This is a genomic window from Leptospira perdikensis (assembly GCF_004769575.1).
Lineage (GTDB): Bacteria > Spirochaetota > Leptospiria > Leptospirales > Leptospiraceae > Leptospira_A > Leptospira_A perdikensis.
In genome coordinates, this window is record NZ_RQGA01000003.1 from 955599 (window position 1) to 979968 (window position 24370).

Annotated in this window: 21 protein-coding genes; 13 read left to right on the plus strand and 8 right to left on the minus strand. The window is 39.2% G+C overall.

Annotated elements, in window-relative coordinates; genetic code table 11:
- Nucleotides 1-9: 9 nt before the first annotated feature.
- From bioB to serB, 5 genes are all read left to right on the plus strand, one after another.
- Entirely contained in the window at nt 10-1065 is a 1056-nt protein-coding gene (gene bioB, locus EHQ49_RS05830; protein ID WP_135577223.1) for a biotin synthase BioB, read from the plus strand.
- Nucleotides 1066-1157: 92 nt separating this feature from the next.
- The gene (locus EHQ49_RS05835) at nt 1158-2672 is read left to right on the plus strand and encodes an MFS transporter (RefSeq protein WP_135577774.1); all 1515 of its coding nucleotides are present in this window, start codon (nt 1158-1160) and stop codon (nt 2670-2672) included.
- Nucleotides 2673-2696: 24 nt separating this feature from the next.
- Nucleotides 2697-2876 carry a hypothetical protein gene (locus tag EHQ49_RS05840; RefSeq protein WP_002975048.1) on the plus strand — a complete coding sequence of 60 codons (180 nt, stop codon included), beginning with the start codon at nt 2697-2699 and terminating at the stop codon, nt 2874-2876.
- Nucleotides 2877-2895: 19 nt separating this feature from the next.
- A complete protein-coding gene (locus EHQ49_RS05845) occupies nt 2896-3621 on the plus strand; it encodes a GDSL-type esterase/lipase family protein (RefSeq protein WP_135577224.1) in 726 nt (241 codons plus the stop codon).
- 2 nt (nt 3622-3623) lie between these two features.
- Nucleotides 3624-4541, plus strand: a complete 918-nt coding sequence (gene serB, locus EHQ49_RS05850) for a phosphoserine phosphatase SerB (RefSeq protein WP_135577226.1) — start codon at nt 3624-3626, stop codon at nt 4539-4541.
- On the opposite strand, the gene mutS is transcribed toward serB, so the two are convergent.
- The 5 genes from mutS to EHQ49_RS05875 form a co-directional block, all read right to left on the minus strand.
- Entirely contained in the window at nt 4512-7034 is a 2523-nt protein-coding gene (gene mutS / locus EHQ49_RS05855) for a DNA mismatch repair protein MutS (protein ID WP_135577228.1), read from the minus strand. The genes serB and mutS overlap by 30 nt on opposite strands.
- Nucleotides 7018-7650 carry a phosphoribosylanthranilate isomerase gene (locus tag EHQ49_RS05860; RefSeq protein ID WP_135577230.1) on the minus strand — a complete coding sequence of 211 codons (633 nt, stop codon included), beginning with the start codon at nt 7648-7650 and terminating at the stop codon, nt 7018-7020. Before EHQ49_RS05860 ends, mutS begins: the two co-directional genes overlap by 17 nt.
- A 17-nt stretch (nt 7651-7667) precedes the next feature.
- Nucleotides 7668-8288, minus strand: a complete 621-nt coding sequence (locus EHQ49_RS05865; RefSeq protein WP_135577232.1) for a TetR/AcrR family transcriptional regulator — start codon at nt 8286-8288, stop codon at nt 7668-7670.
- Nucleotides 8289-8350: 62 nt separating this feature from the next.
- A complete protein-coding gene (locus EHQ49_RS05870) occupies nt 8351-9550 on the minus strand; it encodes a folylpolyglutamate synthase/dihydrofolate synthase family protein (protein WP_135577234.1) in 1200 nt (399 codons plus the stop codon).
- A gap of 45 nt (nt 9551-9595) precedes the next feature.
- Complete coding sequence (locus EHQ49_RS05875; RefSeq protein ID WP_135577236.1) at nt 9596-10486, minus strand: shikimate dehydrogenase family protein; 891 nt, start codon at nt 10484-10486, stop codon at nt 9596-9598.
- 74 nt (nt 10487-10560) lie between these two features.
- Between EHQ49_RS05875 and EHQ49_RS05880 the strand changes: the two genes are divergently transcribed.
- The gene (locus EHQ49_RS05880; protein ID WP_040917277.1) at nt 10561-10905 is read left to right on the plus strand and encodes a hypothetical protein; all 345 of its coding nucleotides are present in this window, start codon (nt 10561-10563) and stop codon (nt 10903-10905) included.
- Here the strand turns inward: EHQ49_RS05880 and EHQ49_RS05885 are convergent.
- Both EHQ49_RS05885 and EHQ49_RS05890 read right to left on the minus strand, forming a co-directional pair.
- A complete protein-coding gene (locus EHQ49_RS05885; RefSeq protein WP_135577238.1) occupies nt 10810-11652 on the minus strand; it encodes a glycosyltransferase family 2 protein in 843 nt (280 codons plus the stop codon). The genes EHQ49_RS05880 and EHQ49_RS05885 overlap by 96 nt on opposite strands.
- Before the next feature lie 2 nt (nt 11653-11654).
- Complete coding sequence (locus EHQ49_RS05890) at nt 11655-12359, minus strand: histidine kinase (protein ID WP_135577241.1); 705 nt, start codon at nt 12357-12359, stop codon at nt 11655-11657.
- Between the two features lie 37 nt (nt 12360-12396).
- Here EHQ49_RS05890 and EHQ49_RS05895 point away from each other — a divergent pair, with 37 nt between their 5' ends.
- From EHQ49_RS05895 to EHQ49_RS05925, 7 genes are read left to right on the plus strand one after another with little or no spacing between them, the layout of a single operon-like run.
- A complete protein-coding gene (locus tag EHQ49_RS05895) occupies nt 12397-13779 on the plus strand; it encodes a hypothetical protein (protein WP_135577243.1) in 1383 nt (460 codons plus the stop codon).
- Nucleotides 13776-14930 carry a S1 RNA-binding domain-containing protein gene (locus EHQ49_RS05900; RefSeq protein ID WP_135577245.1) on the plus strand — a complete coding sequence of 385 codons (1155 nt, stop codon included), beginning with the start codon at nt 13776-13778 and terminating at the stop codon, nt 14928-14930. The genes EHQ49_RS05895 and EHQ49_RS05900 overlap by 4 nt, the downstream gene beginning before the upstream one ends.
- 8 nt (nt 14931-14938) lie before the next feature.
- Nucleotides 14939-15412 (plus strand): tRNA (cytidine(34)-2'-O)-methyltransferase, encoded by a 474-nt coding sequence (locus EHQ49_RS05905; RefSeq protein WP_135577247.1) that lies wholly within the window; start codon nt 14939-14941, stop codon nt 15410-15412.
- 41 nt (nt 15413-15453) lie between these two features.
- Entirely contained in the window at nt 15454-16122 is a 669-nt protein-coding gene (locus EHQ49_RS05910; RefSeq protein ID WP_135577249.1) for an ATP-binding protein, read from the plus strand.
- Between the two features lie 6 nt (nt 16123-16128).
- Complete coding sequence (gene uvrB / locus EHQ49_RS05915; RefSeq protein WP_135577251.1) at nt 16129-18123, plus strand: excinuclease ABC subunit UvrB; 1995 nt, start codon at nt 16129-16131, stop codon at nt 18121-18123.
- 13 nt (nt 18124-18136) lie between these two features.
- Nucleotides 18137-20509, plus strand: a complete 2373-nt coding sequence (gene lon, locus EHQ49_RS05920; RefSeq protein ID WP_135577253.1) for an endopeptidase La — start codon at nt 18137-18139, stop codon at nt 20507-20509.
- Nucleotides 20506-22989, plus strand: a complete 2484-nt coding sequence (locus EHQ49_RS05925; RefSeq protein WP_135577255.1) for a transglycosylase domain-containing protein — start codon at nt 20506-20508, stop codon at nt 22987-22989. The genes lon and EHQ49_RS05925 overlap by 4 nt, the downstream gene beginning before the upstream one ends.
- Here the strand turns inward: EHQ49_RS05925 and EHQ49_RS05930 are convergent.
- The gene (locus tag EHQ49_RS05930) at nt 22946-24370 is read right to left on the minus strand and encodes an ABC transporter substrate-binding protein (RefSeq protein WP_135577257.1); all 1425 of its coding nucleotides are present in this window, start codon (nt 24368-24370) and stop codon (nt 22946-22948) included. The two genes, EHQ49_RS05925 and EHQ49_RS05930, sit on opposite strands and share 44 nt — an antisense overlap.

The window sequence follows — 24370 nt, forward strand, 5'->3', positions numbered from 1 at the left end:
CCTGTTCCCATGATTGCAGAAATCCAAGAAAAAACAATATCCTCGGCTCCATCCTTAATTACAGAAGTAGAAGCTCTGGAGATTCTAGAAGGAAAAGTCCCTTTGCTTTCAGTTGTCGCTCGTGCAACGGAAGAACGAAATCGTTATTTTACCAATCGTGTTCGCATTCATATACTAGATAATATCAAAAACGGATACTGCCCAGAAGATTGTGGTTATTGTGCCCAAAGGAAAGGCGGAGATTCGGGAATCCAAGAGTATTCTTTGAAATCTCCAGAAGAGATTTGGGAAGATGCCAAACGTGCAAAAGACAATGGTGCTTACCGATTTTGTATGGTAACTTCCGGTCGTGGTCCGACGGATAAGGCTGTCGACAAACTTGCAGAAACAATCTCCAAAATCAACGGAGAGTTAGGAATGAAGGTATGTTTGTCTGCGGGAATTTTAGACGCGAAAAAAGCGAGAGTTCTGAAAGACGCCGGTCTCGACAGATACAATCATAACCTCAACACTTCTGAATCAAAATACAATGAGATCTGTTCGACACATACATTCAAAGACCGACTAACAACTCTAGAGGCGGCAAAAGAAGCTGATATCGGACTTTGTTCTGGAATCATCGTAGGGATGGGTGAGGAACTAAAAGATTTAGTCCAAGTAGCCTTTGAACTCAAACGACTTGGTGTCATTTCGATTCCTGTTAACTTCTTCATTCCCATCAAAGGTCATGCCATCCAGAAGTCGTCACTCACTCCTGAATTTTGTATTCGTGTATTGTCCGTTTTCCGTTTAGTGAACCCAGATTCTGAAATTCGTATTGGTGCGGGAAGAGAAGGTCATTTGGGTTCTTTACAATCCATGGCACTTTTTGTAGCCAATTCATTGTTTGCTGAAGGATACTTGAATGTGAAGGGAAGTGAGATGGTTCAAACGATGAACTTGATTCGTGATTGTTCTATGGTACCTGAGTTTACAGAAGGTGTACCGGAAGGATGGGATGATTACGAATCACAAGCCCTCTACGACGAGAAAAATTTTCCAGAGCTCTACAAACATAAAAAGTAGTTTGCCTTTTTTACTTTTGGCGGTATTATGCTCCTACTTTACCGCCTCTAGTGAGAAACATGCGAAAACCCTTTCTACCATTTCGAAAACAGATGAGTTATGCGATCGGCCAATTGGGTTGGTCCACTCTCATCAACATCATTGGTCTTCACCAAGTTTACTTTTATCTCCCCCCGGCCCCAAAACCTGGCCAGGAATGTTTTCCTGATCTAATCGAAAAAATGGCATTCTGGGGACTTTCCACGATTGGAATTGTTGCCGCTGTAGGTCGTTTGTGGGACGCATTCACTGATCCCATCATTGCCAATTCTTCTGACAGATTTTCCTCACGATTTGGTCGAAGAATTCCTTTTTTGTTCCTTGGTGGTATTCCTGCTGCTGTTTTTTGTTGGTTGATTTTTGTTCCTCCTCACAATTTCATCTCTTCTGCAAACCTTGTTTGGATGACGGGTTGTATGTTACTTTTTTATTTATTTTTAACGGTGTATGTCACACCTTTCTTTGCTCTCATTCCTGAACTCGGACATACACCAGAAGAACGACTGAATCTTTCTACCTATATCTCAGTTACTTATGCATTGGGTATCATTGTGGCATCTACGGAGCCCATGATCGCCAATGTTTTGAAAGCAAACTTTGTTTTTGATTCAGATCTATCCGTTCAAACATTGGTCTCGCGCCAATATGCTTTGGGAATTTTATGTGTGTTTGCCGCGATTTGTATGTATTTCCCCGTATTTACAATCCATGAAAAAACATATTGTGAATCAGAAGCTTCTAGTGTTCCCTTCAAAGAAGCAATTATCCTTACATTCAAAAATAAGAATTTTCTATATTTCGCTTTGTCGGATCTTTGTTACTTCCTAGCCCTTACCATTCTTACAACAGGGATTTCTTATTATGTGACAGTTCTATTAGAATTAGAACGTGAGTTTGTCACACAGTTACTGACTGTGATGTTGCTCGTTTCTTTTGCTTTTTACCCAGTGGTCAATGCGGTCGCACGAAAGATCGGTAAGAAAAAAACGGTTCTATTTGGATTTTATGTTTTTCTAACTTTATTTCTATCTATCTATTTTATCGGAAAAGATAGTTTGCCATTATCACCGTATATTCAAGGTTATTTGATTGTTGCTATTGCCGCTGTTCCCATTGCGATTCTTGGTATCTTACCCAATGCCATTCTTGCCGATATTGCTGAACTTGATTCTTTAAAAACAGGGTCTAGAAGGGAAGGGTTGTTTTATGCCGGAAGAACCTTTATGCAAAAACTGGGACAAACACTGGCTGTTCTTATCTTTAGCTCTGTGATTCTTCTTGGATTGAATCAAGATACAAAGAAAAACGTATCCCCCCATGTAACGGGGATCATTGCTCCTTCTGTGTCAGAATCTAAGTCAGAAGAGAAAAAAAATTTAGGAGTCGAGGCAAAAATAAGTAAGGAATCCTCCATTTGTAAAGTCGAAGAAGTAGAAGCGGGAGGGGAGCTGGGCGTTCGTCTGACTGGTCCTCTGGCCTCGGCATTCTGTATATTGGCTATCTTCCTCTTTGGAAAATACAAAGAAGATGAAACTTTAGAAGAGATTGCAAAGATACGTGGAAATTAAATCCTGGTTTTTGGAGCTATTCAGATGAGATATCGCATTGAGACAACCAAGTTAAAGAACGGGTATATCGAAGCCAAACTCATCGAGACAACCACAAACAACCCGATCGAGTTTCGGATTTGTGACACGGAAGAATATGCGCAGGCCCAAATCAAAGATTGGCAAAAGCGCTTCCGAATGAATGAACCGCAAGAACAAGATTAACTTCTTCCTTCGATGGGGCATGGTTTTTGCCCTGGTTTCGGGTGTTACCGATTGTAAATCATCCTCGAAACGAGACTATTTCGATACCAGTTTTCAATGTTTTGCAGAGCCAGGGTGGCGAGACGACTCCAACTTTAAAAAGTATATAGAGAAGGCTTGGCTCCCCACACGGCTGTTATACGCAGAAGATAATTCAAAAATCAAAAAAACGGACATTGTGTTTGCCGGTGATAGTTTGGTACATTTATTTTTACCAGACTTAATGACCAAAGAATTTCCGGGCCAATCCGTTACCAATCGCGGGATTGGTGGAGATATGACAGAAACTCTCCTTACAAGAATGGAGGAAGATGTTCTTGTCCTTCATCCGGAAAAGGTGGTGATCGAAATTGGTGGTAACGATTTCATCCAAGGAAAGTGTTTGAGTTTGGTTCAAAACAATCTACTTTCCATCATACAAAAAATTCATTCTCGTAACAGAAATACAAAGATCTTTCTACTTGCCGTTCCACCCACAAGAGTGAAGGAACTAAACCAAATTGTTCCTGTATTCAATTTGTTTTTGAATCAAGTAGCAAGGACTACGACTAATGTGGAATACATTGAAGTCTGGGATAGTATGAGAAAAATAGATTCTCCCACTCTTCGTGATGAATTTATTCGTCCCAATGGGGACAGCCTCCATTTTAATGAAAAAGGATATGAACTTTGGGGTAAAAAACTCAGACCCTATTTACAAAAGTAAAAATGAATTCACTTCTCTTTATTTCTCGTTCTCCCATTTCTGATTCTCTTCTTTCTAAAATATTTCCTGAAGTAAAGTTTGAAAAGACAATCCCTCTTTCTAAGGAAATATCTGCCGGCAAAGATTCTCCTTTTTACCTTTCCCATGCTGAAAGATATGGATTATACTGTGTAAGGATATCACAAGTCGAATCTCTGAAGAGGGACCAAGTTCTCTCCATTAGGAACCAATTGACAAATCACCAAATTGATGTTTTATCAATAGGATCTTTATTACCTAAAAACAAAGAATCTCTTTTTGTATTTGATATGGATTCTACTGTCATCAAAGAAGAAGTCATTGATGAGTTGGCAAGAAAACATGGAGTATTTGAAGCAGTGGCTACTGTTACTAAACAAGCCATGGAAGGTGGGATGGGTTTTGATGAGGCCCTTCGTTTAAGAGTGAAACATCTCGCAGGACTCTCGAAAGAGAGTTTTAAAGAAGTTTATGATCTATTAACTCTGAATGATGGAATGGAGAAGGTATTTCAATTTGTACAAACAAATGGATCGAAATTAGGAATCCTCAGCGGTGGGTTTAGTCCTGTATTACATTTGTTCTCAGAAAAATACCCTGTCAGTTTTTACAAGGCAAATGGATTGGAAGAAGTTGATGGTAAATTTACTGGAGAGATTTTCGGTGAGATCATCAACAGGGAAAAAAAAGAAATCTATTTAAAAAAGTATGCTTCAGAACTTTCAATTCCTCGGGAGCAAGTGGTTGCTGTGGGGGACGGAGCAAACGATGCTTTGATGCTCGGAGCTGCAGGAATTGGAATTGGAATTCACGCTAAACAAGGGTTAAAAGACCAAATTACTAATTGGATCGATTTTACCGATCTATCGGCTCTAGTCTTTCTCTTTGAGGATACGTTTTAATTCATCTAAAATAGACAAGGCTTCTAGAGGTGGAATTTGGTTGGGATCAATTTGTTTCAATCGTTTCAAAACCTTTTCTTCATTTGGTGACATGTTGGACATACTATTATCTATTAAGCCCGCAAACAAACTCGGTTCTTCATTTTTGATTTTAATTTCCCTTTTTTTGGATTCCAAACCGGAAAGGATTTCTTTGGCTCGATCCGAAACAGATTCGGGAATCCCTGCAAGTTTTGCTACATAGATTCCAAAGGATTGTTTTGATTTTCCTCGTTTGACTTTTTTAAGGAATAGGATTTCTCCTTCTTTTTCAAAAGTATCCAAATACAAATTAAAAATCCCATTTCCTTTTTCGAGTTCTGTCAATTCATGATAATGAGTGGCAAAGATGGTTTTTGGTTTGGGAAATTTGATAGTTAAAAATTCTAAAATGGCCCAAGCAATGGATAACCCATCATAGGTGGATGTTCCCCGGCCCACTTCGTCAAAGAGAATGAGACTGTTTTCGGAAAACTGATTGAGGATGGTTGCCGTCTCTTTCATCTCTACAAAAAAAGTAGATTCACCCTTGGTAAGATTATCTCCTGAACCAATCCGAGTGAAAATCCGATCTACAACGGCTAGGGATGCTTTTTTTGCAGGAACATAAGAGCCCATTTGGAATAGAATCTGATTGATGGCAATTTGGCGCATAAAGGTGGATTTACCAGCCATATTGGGACCGGTTAACACTGCTATGGCGTTATCTTTGGGATTTAGTTCTAAACTATTAGGTACAAAACGTTCACCAATAGGTAAAAATGTTTCTACAACAGGATGGCGAGATTCAGAATAGTTTAGAATTCCATCATTACGGATCTCTGGCCTTGTCCACTGGTATTCTTCTTTGGTTTCCGTAAGTGATAGATGGTAGTCTAAAGAAGCCACTTCATTCGAGAGAGTTAAGAATTCTTCATAAAGAGAAATACAATGTGCTACTAGTTCATCAAACTTTTCTTTTTCAATTCTTTCTATGATTTCATCTGCTTGTAAAATGGCTCTTTCTAATTCCTCTAATTCAGGTGAAGTGAATCTCTCACCTGTGACCAAAGTTTGTTTTTTCAAGAAATGTTTAGGAACTTCTTTGGCCTGTGCTTTGGAGATTTCAATAAAGTATCCGAGGATTTTATTGTAACGAATCTTTAAAGAGGAAATGCCTGACGCCTTTTTTTCCTTCTCTTCCAATTCCAAAATCCAATCTTTCCCTTTTTCGCGAGCGAGGATAGCATCATCGTATTCTTTATTGAATCCTGATTTTAAAAATGGAGAGTTTCCGAGAAATACGGGGAGTTCCCCTTCAAATAGGGTATCAAAAAATAACTGAGACAAGGCGTTTAGTTCTTTGGGAAGTTTGGAAAAATCATAACCAATTCCATCCAATATGGTTTTAATGGTTGTTGTTGATTCTAAACTTTTATCGATCCCGCGAAAGTCACGGGGTAGCGCTTTTCCTACTCGAAACCGAGTGAGCACTCGTTCCAAGTCGATAAGATCACCTAATAATTCTTTGATTTGAAATCTTTCTTTTTTGTTGGCAGATAGTATTTCTATTTTGTCCCAATGGGATTTGATTTTATTTTCATCTCGGGTAGGAAATAATATTCTTTGTTTGAGATAGCGTTTGCCTGTAGCAGTGATACAGCGATTAAGCACTCCAAATAAGGTATGATTTTTGTCATTGGGATTTTCAACGAGTTCCAAGTGAGAGACTGTCTGTTCATCTAACACCAGATATTCACTCTCATCAATTCGCCTTGGCGATTGGAATACAAAATTTTGTTTCCGATAGTTGTATTGGAGGTAAGCATCTAATACGTGGACTACTGTATCAATTCCTGCTCCCTTTTTTTTGGGAATATAATCTTCTGGAATCTGCGAAAGAATGATTTTTGATTCTTTGGTTATTGGGGGAACTTCGTCTGTGAATATAATTTCTTTTGGCGAAAATCGTTTGATGGTATCGTTGATTCGTTCTGTTTCGGTTTCAGAAAAAAAGAAATAAACTAGTTCCGATGTGGAGACATCAGCAAAGGCTAAGTAAACGGATTTTTTTTCTTTATAATACAAAGATAAATAATTGTTTTGGTATCCACCGAGTAAATTGTCTTCGACTACAGTACCCGGAGTGATGATTCTCACCACTTCCCTCGACATGATTTTTGCTTTTGGATCTTCCGGTTTTGTTTGTTCACAAACCACAACTTTTTTTCCGGCAGCAATCAACCTTGATATATAACTTTCAGTAGCGTGGTAAGGAATTCCCGCCATTGGAATTTGGTTTTGTCTTTTGGTAAGTGTGATGTCTAAAATTTGTGCGGCAATTTTTGCATCGTCCAAAAACATTTCATAAAAATCACCCATACGAAAGAATACAATCCCATCGGGATGTTGTTCCTTAACTTCCATATATTGGCGCATCACAGGAGTATTTAATGCTTCATAATGTTCGGACATTTTGTACCAATTCTTGTATTTTCTTTGGATCTTTTTTGCCGTTGGTTTCCACTCCACTGGCCACATCAATTCCGTAAGGATGTACGGTTTCTAATGCAACTTTTACGTTTTCTGGAGTGATACCACCTGCTAGAAGAAATGGTCGTTTTACGGATGTTACATATTCCCAAGGGAAACTATGCCCAGTCCCGCCACCCAAATCTTTATTATAACTATCTAAAATCACCAAATCGGATTTTGGTTCTAAGTCCTCGTCCGAAACTACCTTCTCTTGGATTCGAATGGCAGGTAGGAGGGATTTTTTTTCTGTCAGGGTTTCCCAGATTTCTTTTGTAAGGAATTGATCTCCACGAATGAGTTGGACAAGGTCTGGTTGGAAACGTGTGGTTAAATTTTGGATTTCGGAAACAGAGTTTTCAAAAAATAAAAATACAAGTTTGGGGAATCCGGGTTTGGATTTGAGTGTGAGTAGAGATTCTGCTGTCTCTGCACTGATAGAACGTGGGGAACGTGGTGAAAAATTGAGGCCTACAAAATCGACCCGGAGATCCACACAAAGTTCTAGTGTGGCCAGGTCTTTGATTCCGCAGATTTTAATTTTGTATCCGGTTCCCATTCAAGAACCAGATTGAATCAACTCAAATCAGAGGCAATCGATCCTTTGTATCCGTAGTGTAAAAATTTAAGGAAACTATCCTGATAGAATAACATATCTTCTTTAGAAATTCCTTGTCTTACCATTTGGACAAAGATATTCAGAAAAAAGGAAAGTATGTTCCTGACAACAAACTCACTCACTTCTCCTTTGTAACTTGGTGTTTTTTCTTTGAAAGATGTATATTGTTCGAAATTGATTTTTGTGAGGCGAGTGAGAACTGTATCAGGAAACTCTTCCAGATGAGAACCTTGTGATTTGGTTAACAAAAGGATAAAGTCATCTCGATTGGAGTCTACATATTCTAAAGCAATGTGGAAACGTTCTTTCCAAGCATCATAACTGTCGTTAAACCTTTTTTCAAAATAATCTGGATGTGAAACATAAGCGAAGGCTTTTTCCATTCCAGAAAGAACTGGTTGTAAAATCTCTGTTAGAAGGTGTTCTTTGTTTTCAAAGTAATTGTAAATATTACTCGTGGAGACCTTTGCTTTTTTTGCAATGGTTCGCATACTAGCCTTCTCAAATCCGAGTTGAATGAATTCATCCCGAGCCGCTTGTAAGATTTCTTTTCGTGTATGTTCTTTGGGCGTTTGCATGATCCTGAACGATGTTTCCTAAAAGAACAATGTCGTTCAGGATTCATTTGTAAAGTCCAATTTTACATGTTTGTTGTATTTTGTATTAATTTTGCCACAATTCCATAGAGGCGAAAACTTCCTAACACCAAAACGGGAGAACTGCCTTGGAATAGGGGGAGGAGTTCCCCTTCAGTCTGCACTTTGGTCGTTTTGGCTCCTAATACTTCTGGGAGTTCCGGAAAGGTTCCAAACCCTTCTCCCTCCCAAATAAAAAGGGAAAGAATGGGAAGATCTACTAGTTCTGCCAGAATCCCTTCCCGATCTTTGTCGGGAAGACTTCCGAGAACCAGAGAAAACGAGGTGTGGGATTTCGCGAATTCGCGGGTTGTGGTGGCAATCGCATCGGGGTTGTGGGCAGGATCAAAGACAATTTCTGGAGACTGCCCAATGACTTCCATTCTCCCGCGAGGTCTTACTGCATTCCTCCAGGAGATGGATTCGATTTGTTCTTTTTTTTCGGGAACAAAATCTGCGAGGGCAGTCTTTGCAAAAAGAAAGTTAGTTTCTAAATACGTTGGCTTAGGATCGAGAGGGAGGATCCGAACAGGGATTTTGTTTTTCGGGAAATTTTGGATTAAGGATTTTAGACCTTCATCATTTGGGTCCATCGCAACTAAACCCCGGCAAACATCTGTTAGAATTCCCAATTTTTCTAGGCAGATTTTTTCTTTCGAATCACCTAGGATTTCGGAATGATCCATTCCAATTTTAGTAAGTACTAAAAAATCGGCTTGGACAAGTTTTGTGGCATCAAGCCTTCCCCCAAGTCCCGCTTCCCAAATTTCAAACTCCGTCTTTTGAAAAGAAAAGAAGAGATAAGAAAATATCGTTAAAAATTCGAAGTAGGAAAGAGATTCAAATTCTTTCTTATCAGGAAGGACGGAATTCCTAAAGAAGGCCTCAACATCTTCTTCTTTAGGAATTTGTGGTTTGCCATTTTGAAACACTTGAAATCGTTCCAAAGGAGAGAGGAGGTGGGGTGAGGTATAAAGTCCTGTTTTGTATCCCAAAATAGAGAGAAGAGAAGCTAAGTAGTGTGATGTGGAACCTTTCCCATTGGTCCCCACAACGCTGATTCGAATGGGTTTATGAATTTTGTGTTTGGAACTCTGAGATTGAAAGAGTTTTGCTAATCCTTCCAATGTGTATTCTTTGAATACATTGAAGTTTCTAGTTTTTTCTATATTTTGTAGGCTATGTAAAAAATCTAAAAATTGCATTGGTTTCTTTATTAAATCAATTGGTTCTGTTTACACTCATAAAACTTAAACTCTAGTTTTCAGCTGTTTTAAAAGTAGAGATTCCACTTTTTGAATCCATTTTGTTTTGGCTTTTGAGTTTGTAAAAAGTTCAAATTGTCTAATTCCTTGGTAAAGTAACATATGATAACCAGGAATGATCTCCGCTTTTTTTTTCTTTGCTTGTTTTACCAAATCAGTTTCCAAAGGATTGTAAACAATGTCGAATAACGTATGTTTTTTGGTGAAAAAATGAGAATCGAGTAATGGTTCACCACCATATCCCTTCATACCGACAGGAGTTGTGTGAATGATGAGATCATAATTCTCTGCTTCTTTCATACATTCCTCGTGTGTGGTGATCGTTATCCAATCAGGATTTCCTAACGAATCACAAATCTCTTTTGTTGCGAATTCATTCCTTGCGAGAAGTTTGATCTTTCTTTGGATCTTTTTGTCACGAGCGTTATTTTTAAGAGTCTCTGCAATTTCAAATAGGATTCCTTTGGCGCTTCCTCCACTTCCGAGTAACAAAATTTGTTTTTCGATTCCAGGATCTAACAGTTTGGAATTGGATTTAGTAATCGAAAGGACAGCTCCCGTTCCATCAGTGTTTACCGCTTGGATTTCGTTGCGAAACAGCAAGGTATTGGAAGAACCCATGGTTTTCGATGCGTTACAAACAATGTTCGCTTGTGAATAGGCCCATTCTTTGAATGGAATGGTAACAGAAACACCCTTTACGCCCAAATCAATCAGGGGACGTAATCCTATCTCCTTCCAACTTTGATTTTCAAATACCAGATACACTCCATCATATCCAGAGAGTTGGAAGAGAGTGTTATGAATCCAAGGGGAAAGGGTATGGCCTAAGGGATATCCCAAGATCCCAAATATCTCGGTGTGTTTTGAATACAAGGAAAACCTCTTTTTTTATCTTATGGACTAAACAATGGCTTACCGAAAATAGGTATTAGACAGGTACAAGAACAATGATTTCATTACCGCTTGCCGCACCATCGGAACCATGGACAATTCTAGTAGATATTTTATTCTTTTTTCTCGCATCCGCAGCCTGTGCCTATTATTTTTATTATTATAAACGTAAAGACTTACTTGGGAAATTTTGGGGATCCACTTTCGTTGCTGGGATTGGTGCATTAATCGTTTTTGCAACCTTTCAAACCTACATCCGCGATATCATTATGTGGCTCATGTCACCAAAAATTGGATCTACTCAACTATCCAACGTGAATTTGGTTGCTATCTTCCTTGGTGGATTTACCGCTCTTTACATCATGAACCGAATCAACCATAACAAAGAAAGAAGAGATTGATTTCGATTTTTCATATAACTTTAGATACTTAAGAAAATTATAATAAAAGCCTAGAAGGGCGAGAACAAACCCTTGTTTCCCATCTAGGATTCCCAACCGGATCCAATACATATAAAATCCTTTAAAACACGCTTTTAAAAAAGCCCAGAAAACAGAACTAGTTTTTCCTTTTCTGAATTCTTCCTCAGCAAACAAACTAGAATAACGATCAATGAATTGTAAATGATCAGATATGTTTTTATAAGAATAATGATAAAGTGGATTTTTTAGTTTGATTGGTTTTCCTGTAAGTTTAACTCTTTCGTGCACCAAACCACCGCTAAATTCTCCTGCAGTTTTTTTAAACAAACGGATTTGGTAGTTAGGATAGTATCCACCAAATCGAATCCACTTACCTAAATAATAAGTCAAACGTGGAACAAGATACCCTACGGATTGTAATTTGTCTTTGGTAAATAAATTTGAAATTTCAGTTTGTAGACCGATCGATACAACTTCGTCGGCATCAATCGCAAGAACCCAGTCAAACTTGGTCTGTTCAATGGCGTAGTTTTTTTGATCTGCATAGTTGTCGAACTTACGAAAAAAAACGCGTGCACCTAAGGATTTAGCAATCTCAACTGTTTTGTCTGTCGAACCAGAATCGATCACAACGATATCTTCTATAAAAGAAAGGGCAACAAGCGTGCGAGAAATATTATCCTCTTCGTTGAGGGTAATGATGGCACAGGATAAAGGAAGAGGCATATTTAAATTTGGTTGGGGTCGCGGACAGAGATGAATTTATCAGAGAGGGGAATTTCCAACCGAGCAATGGTAGAATCTTCTCCGATGATGATACGAAAGAAATTGGGATCAATACCTTCCCCTTTGAGCATAATGAGAATGAGAGCAAGACCAAGACCAGCACCTTCTGTGGTATCTGCGTTGTCCATGTAGAACTGAGCGATGTCGTCATACACCATTCCTTTCTCCAATCGTTCTCGGATTGCTTTTTCTTCTTCTTTGGCAATGGGTGTGTTGTTGATGACTTCGATAGTGATTCCATCGTCAGTGAATTTAAAGTTAATTAAACAATAGTATCCTTTCTTTTTGGCTTTCATTCCAAATTCGTTCGACATCTCTTCTGAGAACATTTCACGATACTCTCTGACTCCCCTTGCATACTGTGAAGGGTTTAACATACTGTATCCGCGTTCTTCAAAAAAGACACGTTTTTGGTTGGCCTTGCAGGCATTGATCGCCAGTTCTTTGATGATGGTGTAAAGAGTAGGGACAAGAGTGGGATAGGTAAGGCGATCCAGGATCAGACCTACGGCTTCCTTGATGTGTTCCTCAACGGATTTGGAGACCCGGTGAGTCTTTAGCGAGAGAATTTTCCCATTTTCGATGTGTAATTTGATGTGATCAGAAATCTCGCTTGTTTCCTTTCCCATACCCGAAATCTTTTCCATTCTAGTCCTTACTGTCAAGGTAACTAAGACCGCTAGTATGAAAAACCGCAGGCTTCTATTCCTCTCCTTATTCCTATCGGCTTTTGCCCCCACGATACTTTTGTCTCAAAATTTGAAAATGAAATCGGTTCGGATCTGGGAGAGTGAAAAGGCCAATTTCGGTGGATTTGTCGATTTAGAGGTGGTCCAAGGCAAAATCATTTCCTTAAAAGAAGGAACACCAATTGTACAACCTAAGTACTTATTGCCTGGGTTTTGTGATGCTTCTGTCACTTTGGGATCGAATGCACGCGGTGGAAAAACGGGCCGTGAAGAACTTCCCACTTACCTATCCGGGTATTTAGCTGCTGGATTTAGCCATATTGAATCGGTGGCTGATCCCAATGTATCTAACTTACAGAACGAAATCATCAAATCGAAGTGGTTTGCACCCATACTCACCCAATCCCAAAAGCCAGCTTTGTATTCTGAATTGCCTGCGGGAGAAGGATCCGTTTACACTTCGGGTCTTGGTCAGGCAATTGATCCCAAACGAAACCGCCACCTCCCCATTTTTTTAAAAGAAGTGGAAAACAGGGGGTTTTCGCAAACCGAACTTTATGCCAAACGAAGGGAAGCGGAGGAGAAAGGATACCTTCCGATTGCCTATACTTTCTCAGACAAAACGAGCTGGGAAGATGCTTTGGACACTAGTTTTCCGGTGATCTTCCATCCCATGCCAGAGGGAACCAACCTCTACCGGGCCCAAAAACGGGACTTCCGTTGGGCCCCTATGTTATCCATTTTATACCTCCAAAACCTAAAACAAAAACCGGATGATTGGAAAAAAGAAATCCAGGTTTGGTCTGAGCTTCATTCTGTTTTTGGGTCTCGTTGGAAGGATTCTTTATCCACAGAGTCAGAAGGGGAGGGGGAAGAAGAAAACCTCACATCCAACTCGTTTTCGGAATACCAATCCACCTTTCAAACGGAGGCTGAGGCTAGAAAGAATCTTCTCTTTGCAAGTGGGGCTGGGCACTGGGGACTTTTTCCCGGACAAGCGGCCATTGTAGAAGTGCGGCTTTGGGAATCCCTTTTGGCAAAACCAAAGGAGAGAAAGGTAGACCTTCCTTCGGGCAAACCGGGATTTTGGACCTCACTTTTTGGTTCTTTTTCGCCTAGTTTGCTTTCGACCAATGCAGATCCGGAAACCCTACCACAAATCCGTCGGGAAATCATCCAAACTTTGACCCTAAGGACTTGTACCTTTATCGGTGCCGACCATGAAGGCAGAATCCGTGTCGGCGGGACGGCCCATTTCTCCATTCATAACGAAAATCCTTTGAAACGCGCTTCCGGAATATTTCCAATTGAATCCATGGTATTAGGAGGAAAATTGGTCTATACCCCCAAACCCACCAAGGAAGGAACCGCAAAATGAAAGGCCCATCCTCAGAATTTGACCGTTTATTAGAAGAAAGTTTTAAAAAAAGACAATCCATCGAACCTGGCTCACGTCATGAAGCCAAAGTAACAGCTGTTAAGAATGATTATGTGTTCATTCGTACTGTAGAGAATAAAATCACAGGAAATATCTCTATTGAAGAGTGGAGAGAGGAAGTTTCGCCCAAAGTTGGTGATTCTCTTGTTGTTTATTTTCTCAAAGAAAACTCGGGTGATTTCTATTTTACCACCTGTCTGTCTGGAGACAACCTAACAGAAGAACATATGGAGATGGCAACACAGTATGAAATTCCTGTTCTTGGCCAAATGCTTGTAGAAGCAAATGGTGGTTGGGATGTCAAACTAGGTAGTTTTTCTGCATTTGTACCCTTTAGCCAATTGGATGTTTCCTTAAAAGGTAAAAACATCGCAGGAAAACGAATTAAATTTGTGATTTCTGAAATTGGTAAAAAACAAAACAAAATTGTTTTATCTCAGAAGAAAATTGCTGATAAAGAAAGAGAAACAAAAAAACAACTGTTACGCGATGAGTTGAAAGTTGGGATCTTTGTTTCCTGCACAGTTAAAAGTATTCATAAATTTGGTCTGATTGTAGACATGGATGGGTTTGATGCTTTGGTTCCTCAATCCGAAGCAACTTATAAAAAAAATGCGGATCTCACCACGGAATTTCGTGTGGGAGAAACTCTTCGTGCTAAAATCCTGACTTTGGACTGGTCTACAAACAAAATCTCTCTCAGTGTAAAAGATTTTTTAAGTGATCCATGGTCTGGAAAACTACCTTTTAAAGAATCCGATATTATCACTGGAACCTTAGAATCGATCAAACCATTTGGCCTCTTCGTTAGGTTAGGTGATGATTTCTCTGGTCTTGTACCCAACAAAGAAACAGGAGTTCCTTCTCGCACCCCTTTGAATACGGTATTTAATCCTGGTCAAAAGTTAGAAGTTTTTGTTTTGGAAATCAATCCGGAAAAAAGACAAATTGCTTTGTCGATTTCAAAAGCAAACGAAGCCAAGGATCGGATGGAATACCAAGAATATATGTCCAAAGAAGAGGCTCCCGGTGCAGTATCTAGTTTTGGACTGGCCTTGCAGAAATCTTTGGAAAAAAAGAATAAAAAGTAATTCACGATTTGGAGATCGCACTTTTTAGACCAGAAATACCACCTAACACAGGTAATATCGCTAGGCTTTGTGTGAATGTCGGTGTCCCTCTTTCCATTGTGGGGGAGCCGTCGTTTGACCTTTCCGAAAAGGCCGTCCGGCGTGCTGGCCTTGACTATTGGAAGGATTTGGACCTAAGGCGATTTGCTGACTTTGAAGAGTTCCGAACCCAAAAAGAGGCCGAAGGGAGCCGAATTTTCCTAGTTTCTAAGTTTGGAACTCGGGTGTACTGGGATGTCAATTTCCAGGCGAAAGATGTTTTTCTTTTTGGAAGGGAAACATCGGGTCTTCCTGAAGAAATTCATAAGTCCTGCCCCCCGGAGCAGATTATTTCCTTACCTATGGCAGAGGTGAGTCGTTCCATCAATCTTTCCAACGCTGTGGCCATTGTGCTTTATGAAGCACTGCGCCAAGAAAAAACACGGACTAATCCCAAAGGATAAAACAATTTACAAGTCCTCCGTTCCCGTTGAAATGGGAATATATGCCGTTCCCTCTCTCCAGAACTGAGTTAGAGAAAGAAGTGAAGACTTTGTTCTCCAATGGCCTCTCGGGGAATGTGAACGATTTTCACTCTTGGGTGTTTATGGAAACTCAGAGGAAATTCAAGGACAATCCCAATACCACTTTGGATGTAATGACGGCACTCCTTGAAGATTTAATCAAAGATCAAATCATCACAACAAACCCGATCGACCCCAGAGAGTATTTACTTCCAGATACGTCCCCTATCGTTCGTAAGATGGGTACAACAGAGCAGTTTGTCATTCTTGGTGCCCTTTCTTACAATCCGATGCAATATGTTCGAGCAAGGCTTGATTATTTTCTAAAACGAAATGGAATTGCTGAAGAGTTACGAATGGATCTTTGTATTGCTACTGTAGAAGCAGTTGAAAACGCAGCAAAGTATGGTGACGGTGGTGGTGTGGAAGTGATTTTTAAAATCGATAAAAACAAAATCTTCACCATCGAAATGATCAACACTGTAAAAGACTTTAACCTAGAAGATGATATTCAGAGAGGTAAGTTTTCTTCCACAGCAACACTCATGCGTGGTATGATGGTCATGCAAAAACTTTTCGATTCGGTAGATTTAGAAATCAGCGACAATCGAAAACAAGCTATACTGAAAGCAACTCGTAAACTAACATAGGTTCCTATGGCAAATTTCAAAATGGTTTCTCCTTTTAAGGCTGCCGGAGACCAGGTCGAAGCAATTGAAAATATTGCAAAGTCCTTCGGCGAGGGTAAAAATAAAATCACACTAGTTGGTGTGACGGGTTCAGGAAAGACCTTTACCATGGCAGAGGTCATCACTCGTGTCAAAAAACCAACACTTATCCTTTCGCATAACAAAACACTCGCAGCACAACTCTTTCGAGAGTTTAAAGAATTTTTTCCAGAAAATGCTGTAGAATATTTCGTTTCTTATTACGATTATTACCAACCAGAGGCATACGTACCTTCTTCAGATACATTCATTGAAAAAGATATGTCAATGAATGAGGAAATCGACAAACTTAGGTTACGTGCCACTTCGAGTTTACTTGAACGGGATGATGTAATTATTGTCAGTTCTGTCTCTTGTATTTATGGTTTAGGATCACCTGAAGATTATATGAACTCAGTGGTGATGTTAAAAATCGGTGATAAAATCGATCGGGATCAAATCATTCGTAAATTTTTACACATCCAATACGCTAGAAATGACATCGATTTTAGTCGGGGAAATTTTCGTGTTCGTGGTGATACCATTGAGATTATGCCTTCTTACCAAGAAGAAGGAATTCGTATCGAACTCTTTGGGGATGAAATTGATGGTTTATCAAAAATTGATCCACTGACAGGTAAGGTAAAAACCAAGTTAGATCGGGTGGTTGTATATCCTGCGAAACACTTCATTACCTCGGGCCCCAAGATCAAAGATGCCATTGAAAAAATCAAAACAGAAATGGCGGAACAAAAAGATAAATTCCTCAAACAAGGAAAACATTTAGAAGCAGAACGGATTGAGTCCAGAACCAATTATGATATGGAAATGCTTGTGGAACTTGGGTATTGTAGTGGGATTGAAAACTATTCTCGCCACCTAACAGGAAGGCAGGAAGGAGAAAGGCCTGCTTGTTTACTGGATTATTTTCCAAACTTGGATTTTTTACTCATCATTGATGAATCCCATGTAACCTTACCGCAAATTGGTGGTATGTATGCTGGAGATAGATCTAGGAAATTAACCTTAGTTGATTTTGGATTTCGCCTTCCCAGTGCCCTCGATAACCGACCTTTGAATTTTCAGGAATTCGAAACTCTCACACCTATGACCTTGTATGTTTCGGCAACACCTGATCAAAATGAAATTGATAAAAGTGAAGCGGTCATTGAACAAATCATTCGTCCTACGGGATTACTTGATCCAGTTGTGGAAGTTCGCCCGACTACAAACCAAATTGAAGATTTATTAAACGAAATTCGTTTACGTATTGAAAAAAAGGAAAGGATACTCATCACCACCCTTACTAAAAAGATGTCAGAAGATTTAACCGACTATTATAAAGAGGTCGGTTTAAAAATTGCGTATCTCCATTCGGAAATTGATACCATCGAACGAACGGAAATCATTAGAGATTTACGTAAAGGTGTCTATGACTGTATTGTTGGTATCAATTTGCTTAGGGAAGGATTGGATATCCCTGAGGTTTCTCTTGTTGCTATTTTGGATGCGGACAAGGAAGGGTTCCTTCGTAATTATAAGTCTCTCATTCAGACCATTGGGCGTGCTGCAAGAAACGTAAATGGTAAAGCCATTCTCTATGCAGACAGAATGACGGATTCGATTAAAAAAGCAATCAGCGAAACGGAACGTCGCCGTCTAATTCAAGAAGCCCACAACACTAAGATGGGAATCACTCCGCAAAGTATCATTAAGGAAATTCATGACATTCTACCGCGAGAAATGGCGGAAGAAGACAGTAAGGAAGAAGCTCTCAAGGAAATGGAAAAAGAATTTACTTTGAAGAAATATAAAACCAAAGACAAGTTACGCGATGCTTTGAAACGAGAAATGTTACGTTTTGCATCGGACTTGGATTTTGAAAAGGCTGCTATGTTTCGTGATAAAATGTTAGCACTTGGGCCTGATAAGATAGAATCATAAGGTAGGACTCCGATTGGAAACAAATGAATTTTGGGAAAACCCAACGAAGCTTGCGAGATTGGAAGATTCCCTTCCGAAACAAATTTTCCTTCTCCCCATTAAGGTAAGGCCTGTATTCCCAGGAATCATTACACCTTTAATTGTTCCTCCTGGTCGTTTCATTCATTCTATCGAAGAGTCATCGAAAGGTGCAGGTTTTTTGGGTCTGATTCTGCTAAAAGAAGATGAGTCGGATCTTCCTTCAGAAGAAAATATATTTCAAATAGGTGTTGTGGCTCGGATTTTAAAAAAAATAAATCTGCCAGATGGGGGAATGAATATTCTTGTTAACACCATCCAAAGGTTCAAAGTCAACTCGATTCATACGAAAGAGCCGATACTCATTGCTAATGTAAGTTATCCTGAAGAAGAACTTGGCACCAGTAAAAATAATATTAAGGCTCTGATGAGAACCTTACTTATTTTAACTAAAGAATTAGCACAAAACAATCCTTTGTTCACAGAGGATATGAAACTTACAATGATGAATGTGAATGAACCAGCAAAAATGGCTGATTTTGTTTGTTCCATTTTGAACTTAGAAAAAGAAGAATACCAATCTGTGATTGGTGCCGTTCAAATCAATGATCGCTTAGAAAAAGTCCTATTATACCTTAAAAAAGAAATTGAGTTGGTTGTTTTACAGAAAAAAATTCAAGAACAAATCAACGATAAAATAGATAATCAACAACGTCAGTTTTTTCTTAGAGAACAGTTGAAAGCCATTCAGCAAGAGTTAGGTGCTGGTGAAGATAAAACAGAAATCAAATACGAAAAACTTCTGGAACGATTAAAGTCTGTTCCTGTTGCTGATGAAATCATTGTAGAAGTGGATAGAGAAATTGATAAATTCAAAAACTCAGATCCAATTTCCAGTGATTATAATGTGATTAGAAACTATTTGGATTTGGTAGATGCTCTTCCTTGGGAAAAACCAGTCGAAAAAGATGTAAATTTAATCCATGCAAAGAAAATTTTAAACCGAGACCATCATAAATTAGAAGATGTGAAAGAAAGGATCTTAGAGTTTTTAGCAGTTCATAAATTAAATCCAAAAAGTAAAGGATCGATTCTTTGTTTGGTGGGCCCACCAGGTGTGGGAAAAACATCCATCGCTAAATCAGTGGCGGAAGCGCTGGGCAGAAAATTTTATCGTTTTTCTGTAGGTGGGGTTAGGGATGAAGCAGAAATCAAAGGACATAGGCGTACTTATATTGGAGCTATGCCTGGGAAACTCATCAATGCCTTAAAAATCACCAAAGAAAGAGATGCCGTGATTTTATTAGATGAAATTGATAAGATGTCTCAAGGTTATCAAGGAGATCCACAAGCGGCACTTCTTGAGGTATTAGATCCAGAACAAAATTCAAATTTTCGTGATCATTATCTGGATTTACCTTTTGATTTATCAGATGTATTATTTATCGCCACAGCAAATACTTTTGAGCCAATTCCTCGGGTACTTCTCGATCGTATGGAAGTCATTCAACTCTCAGGTTATATCACAGAAGAAAAAGTACAGATCTTTCAGAAGTATCTTTGGAAAAAAATCTTTGAAAAAAATGGATTAAACCCAGATTCTTTTTCTATGAAAAAGGAGACGGTGGCTTTACTCATCAATTCTTACTCTCGTGAGTCGGGTCTTCGTGGACTCGAAAAAACGTTTGATAAGTTAGTTCGAAAAATTGCCTTAAAACAGGTGTTAAAGGAAAAGTATTCTAAGGAAATCCGTGAAAAAGATTTGGTAGAGTATCTGGGAACACCACCGTTTGTGGATGACCGTATGACTAGCCCTAAGGTTCCGGGAACGGCACTCGGCCTTGCTTGGACCAATGCTGGTGGATCAACTCTCCTTATTGAGGCAGTCCTTATTCCTGGTAAAGGTGGTCTCACACTGACTGGGCAAATGGGAAAAATGATGGAAGAATCAGCAAACATTGCTTTATCTTTTGTCAAAAACCATATAAACAACGATAGTTTATTTGATAAAAAAGCAATCCACTTACATGTTCCTGATGGTGCTACTCCCAAAGATGGCCCAAGTGCAGGAATTACAATGGCAACGGCCATTCTTTCTCTTGTAACTGAACAAGTAATTGCACCAGGTTTTGGTATGACCGGTGAACTTACGTTAACTGGTGAAGTTCTTGCCATCGGAGGGTTAAGAGAAAAAATAGTCGCTGCCAAACGAGTGGGTGTCAAAAAAATCATTTTCCCTAAAGACAATGAAAGGGCATTTCAAGAAATCCCTGACTATGTCAAACGTGGAGTGACTTTCTATCCTGTGACTCGTTTTGAAGAAGTAGAAAAACTAGTTTTTCCGAAATCCAAAGGTAAAAAGAAATGAATCAACAACCCAATTCTTTTGTTCTTATTTTAGAAGTCCTATATGGACATTTAACGGACCTTATTCGGTTTTTCTGGATCCGCCGAGTTCGATTTTTTACATTAGGATTTGTTCTTGGAATCTTTTTGTCCTTTTTCTTTTTAGGTGGCGCCTATGTGGTTTGGTCGGGTGAGGAAGCTCGAGTCCATAAATCACTGGAGAAATATAGATCGGAAGTTTCAAACTTTTATGATAGTTTCCAACCAAAGTCTGTAAAGATTTTGGATCGCAGTGGTAAGGTGATGGGTGAGTTCTATCGACGTAACTTTAGGCCTATCCGTACTGATAATTTAGGAAAACATAATGTTATTGTTTGGGCTGTACTTTCTTCTGAAGATCGGGAATTTTTTTCTCATTCAGGTTTGAATTATACTGCCATTGGTCGCGCAGTTGTTACTAATTTGGTGCAGTTTCGATTGTCCCAAGGTGGTTCAACCATATCCCAGCAGTTAGCCAAACTTACTTTAAATTTAGGGAAACGAAATTTATTTAATAAACTGACCGAACTCTATTGTACTTTTTATATAGAAAGCCAATATTCTAAAGAAGAAATTTTGGCAATGTATCTAAATCAAATTTTTCTTGGAGAAGGGAATACTGGAGTTGAAGAAGCTGCAAGGTATTATTTTCGTAAACCTGCTTCAGAACTTAGTCCGGAGGAAGCTGCCCTTCTTGTAGGAATCATTCCCGCACCGAGCGTATACAATCCGGTTAGAAATTTAGGGATCGCACTTTCTAGACAGAAACGAGTGTTATATGACATGGCTAGAAATCCGGAACTTCATCCTTCCGAAAAAGAAATCCCTCATAAGTTTTCTGATTCGATTGAGTTGAACTTAAAAAAATTCCGAACCATTTACAAAATCAAAGAACACAAAGATGAGGAAGGAAATCCTAAATACTCTAGTGAAATTGGGAAATATGGTGCCGATAAGGATTTTCGAGTCAACTTGGCTCCTGATTTTAACTCGGAAATCAGAAGATTCATTTTAGAACGATTTTCAAATGAAGATTTAGAAGAACGCGGATTACTTGTTTATACTACTTTGGATTTAGAAAAACAAAGACTCGCCGAAGAGGCCTTACGTGTGGGCGTAGACTCAGTCAGAGCCGATCTTACGAAACAAGAATCAGAATACCAAAACAAAGGTAAGGCGGATTTGGCAGAAGTCACTCGCGCCATATTACCTCAATTAAGTGGATCTATGATCTCTCTCGATCCCGAAACTGGGGACATTGAGGCCATGGTTGGTGGATATAAAATATCCAACGTGTTCCGATTTAATCGTGCAGAAGATGCTAGACGTCAACCAGGATCAACAATCAAAGCACTCGTTTATGCGCTTGCCTTTGAAAAAAGGATAGTGAATCCTTCTTCCAAAATCAAAGACGAAAAATTAGATATCTCTGGTTATTCACCAAAAAACTGGTATAAGGGTTATAAAGGTGATATCACTGTGAGGCAAGCACTTGCGCAATCAGTGAATACAGTTTCTGTAAAGTTATTACATGAAATTGGGATTTCTTATTTCATTCAGAAATTAAGTGCCATTCTATCGATCCCAGAGGAGGAAGCAGAAAGTCGGTTCCAAAGAAATTTATCATTAGCACTTGGTTCTGGGGAGTTAAGCCCGATGGAACTTTCTGTCATTTATGCAACGTTGATGAATGGTGGAAGGCGAGTAACTCCCAGAAAAATTATCAAAATTACTGACTTAGATGGGAATGAATTTTATAGTACTGTGGCCAATGAGGCCGCAGAACAAATATTAGATCCGGTAGCCTGCGCTATGGCTATCAATACTTTACAATCTGTTCTTACCGAAGAAGGCACGATGACTTTAAAGAAAAAGGAAGGAGAACCTTTTTTGTATGCTGGAAAAACAGGAACAGTCCAATCTCCCAAACTGAAATCTTCTCGTTGGAAAGGACTAAAAGGTGTTCGTGATGTTTGGTTTGCTGGTCTCACACCGAGAAATGTAACTGTTGTTTGGGTAGGCCATGATGAAGGAGCACCATTCCCTGGGTCGGGATCTGGGGTATCCGGAGGGATTTGGTACCGGTACACTCAAAATGTAAAATCGAAACTTGGAATGGGGAATCAGTTGATTCCAAATTTTGTTGGAGATTTTGTAAAAGTGGATGTTTGTGCAGATGACGGAACCATTATAGAAACAACACCAGATTATATTTGTAAGGTTCCGCTTTACGCGCAATATTATTACATTGGAGACTTACCTCCCAAACGAGCAGGTTTTGTAAAACAAGAACCTCCTACTCAAAACACAACTCTCAGACCAGAACTTATTGATGATGATTCAGAGATTTCCACTTATGATTCGCAGGGAAGTCGTATCCAACCAACTGCAGTAGACTCTGTCGAATTGGAACCGCCACTTATAGAAAATCGGCGAGCACGTTATAACGAAGAAACTCCTTAGACACTAGATAATTTTCTTGGATGGACCAAAGGAAAATCCAGGGTTTATCTTCTTTGATTTTTGTAATGACTTGGAGCGCATCTTTATCCGTTTTCGAAGGTTTGTTTAGAATCCTTCCGACTTCCGGATTTAGGTAGAAGGAACGATTCCCTCCATTCCCCATTTTTTCTGGATGGAATAGGGGATCTAAAAAATTCCAAATAGAATCAAAATCGGAATACCAAGTTAATAGGGTTAGATCTCCCTTACCCTCTCCATTTTCTTTATATAAGGGAGCTTTCTCCATTGGCCTTAGTTTGATGATGAGCCCGATTTCTTCTAATGCTTGTTTGATGGCCCGTCCTTTGGTTTGGTTTTCATCATCCCCACGCATTCGAAATTCCAAACTTGTTGTTTTGATTTTTGGATAACAACTAGATTGTTCTAACTCTGCAATTGCCAAGTTTTTATCATACGTCTGCTCTTGGTGAACTTCTCCTTTTGAAATTTTTTCTATATAATTCAAAGGAATGGGCCCATAGGTGAGATCTGCATGGTTTTCTAATAATTTTTGAATGATCAAATGCCGAGGGATCGCTAAGTTAAGAGCGGTTCGAAAGTGTTTATCGAAACAGGAATTGTTTTGGTTGATCGCTATGTATTGAACTGATCGTCCTCTTTTTGTGAGAGTGGATTCCTGGTTTGCTTCTGGTATTGAAAGAAGAAAATCCGTAAGTTTAAACGCATCTAACTTACCTTTACGATACAAAAATAGGGAAGTGGAAGATTGTGGTAAAATGAGGAACCGAATTTTTTTGGGAAAATCAGAATCACTTTCTTTTTGTAAATGAAGGTCTAAGAATTCATTTTTTTTCCAAGAGAGGAGTTTGTATTTTCCATAAGAATGTAAAACTCCGCGTTCCCATTCTTCTTTGCCAATGATAGATGCAAAAGGTAAACTGAGTTTCTCTTTCCATTCCGTTTCCATTGTGCCCTTTTGAAATTCTAATTCCAATTGATTTTCGGATAAGGAACGAACTGCCAGTAGGAACTGATAGTCTCCTTTTCTAGGGTAACTTTCCTGAACCAGACGTGATAGACTGAATCTTATGTCTTCTAGAGCAGGTGCCGCGGGACGGAGTTGGAAGCGCCAGATCTCTCGATTCGGATGAGGGATTTTTTGGGATGTTAGGATCCAAGGGGATTGAAAACCTTTTGGATCGCGAGAAAATAAACCTTGGTGGAGGAATTTTGATAATTTCTGACCGGATAAATCTGTGATGAATAGGGGATCCAAATGAGCAGGGTCTGAAGGGAGTGCGATTTTTAAGTCAAAATCGAAAGGTTCCTTCCGGCAAAAAGTGAGGGACAAGAGAAAGAAAACGAGGGATAAGGTTCTCAT

What these genes read in the sequence shown, in the direction of transcription:
- bioB (WP_135577223.1), top strand. Translation starts at nt 10, where the DNA reads ATGATTGCAGAAATCCAAGAAAAAACAATATCCTCGGCTCCATCCTTA.
- EHQ49_RS05835 (WP_135577774.1), top strand. Translation starts at nt 1,158, where the DNA reads ATGAGTTATGCGATCGGCCAATTGGGTTGGTCCACTCTCATCAACATC.
- EHQ49_RS05840 (WP_002975048.1), top strand. Translation starts at nt 2,697, where the DNA reads ATGAGATATCGCATTGAGACAACCAAGTTAAAGAACGGGTATATCGAA.
- EHQ49_RS05845 (WP_135577224.1), top strand. Translation starts at nt 2,896, where the DNA reads ATGGTTTTTGCCCTGGTTTCGGGTGTTACCGATTGTAAATCATCCTCG.
- serB (WP_135577226.1), top strand. Translation starts at nt 3,624, where the DNA reads ATGAATTCACTTCTCTTTATTTCTCGTTCTCCCATTTCTGATTCTCTT.
- mutS (WP_135577228.1), bottom strand. Translation starts at nt 7,034, where the DNA reads ATGTCCGAACATTATGAAGCATTAAATACTCCTGTGATGCGCCAATAT.
- EHQ49_RS05860 (WP_135577230.1), bottom strand. Translation starts at nt 7,650, where the DNA reads ATGGGAACCGGATACAAAATTAAAATCTGCGGAATCAAAGACCTGGCC.
- EHQ49_RS05865 (WP_135577232.1), bottom strand. Translation starts at nt 8,288, where the DNA reads ATGCAAACGCCCAAAGAACATACACGAAAAGAAATCTTACAAGCGGCT.
- EHQ49_RS05870 (WP_135577234.1), bottom strand. Translation starts at nt 9,550, where the DNA reads ATGCAATTTTTAGATTTTTTACATAGCCTACAAAATATAGAAAAAACT.
- EHQ49_RS05880 (WP_040917277.1), top strand. Translation starts at nt 10,561, where the DNA reads ATGATTTCATTACCGCTTGCCGCACCATCGGAACCATGGACAATTCTA.
- EHQ49_RS05885 (WP_135577238.1), bottom strand. Translation starts at nt 11,652, where the DNA reads ATGCCTCTTCCTTTATCCTGTGCCATCATTACCCTCAACGAAGAGGAT.
- EHQ49_RS05890 (WP_135577241.1), bottom strand. Translation starts at nt 12,359, where the DNA reads ATGGAAAAGATTTCGGGTATGGGAAAGGAAACAAGCGAGATTTCTGAT.
- EHQ49_RS05895 (WP_135577243.1), top strand. Translation starts at nt 12,397, where the DNA reads ATGAAAAACCGCAGGCTTCTATTCCTCTCCTTATTCCTATCGGCTTTT.
- EHQ49_RS05900 (WP_135577245.1), top strand. Translation starts at nt 13,776, where the DNA reads ATGAAAGGCCCATCCTCAGAATTTGACCGTTTATTAGAAGAAAGTTTT.
- EHQ49_RS05910 (WP_135577249.1), top strand. Translation starts at nt 15,454, where the DNA reads ATGCCGTTCCCTCTCTCCAGAACTGAGTTAGAGAAAGAAGTGAAGACT.
- uvrB (WP_135577251.1), top strand. Translation starts at nt 16,129, where the DNA reads ATGGCAAATTTCAAAATGGTTTCTCCTTTTAAGGCTGCCGGAGACCAG.
- EHQ49_RS05925 (WP_135577255.1), top strand. Translation starts at nt 20,506, where the DNA reads ATGAATCAACAACCCAATTCTTTTGTTCTTATTTTAGAAGTCCTATAT.
- EHQ49_RS05930 (WP_135577257.1), bottom strand. Translation starts at nt 24,370, where the DNA reads ATGAGAACCTTATCCCTCGTTTTCTTTCTCTTGTCCCTCACTTTTTGC.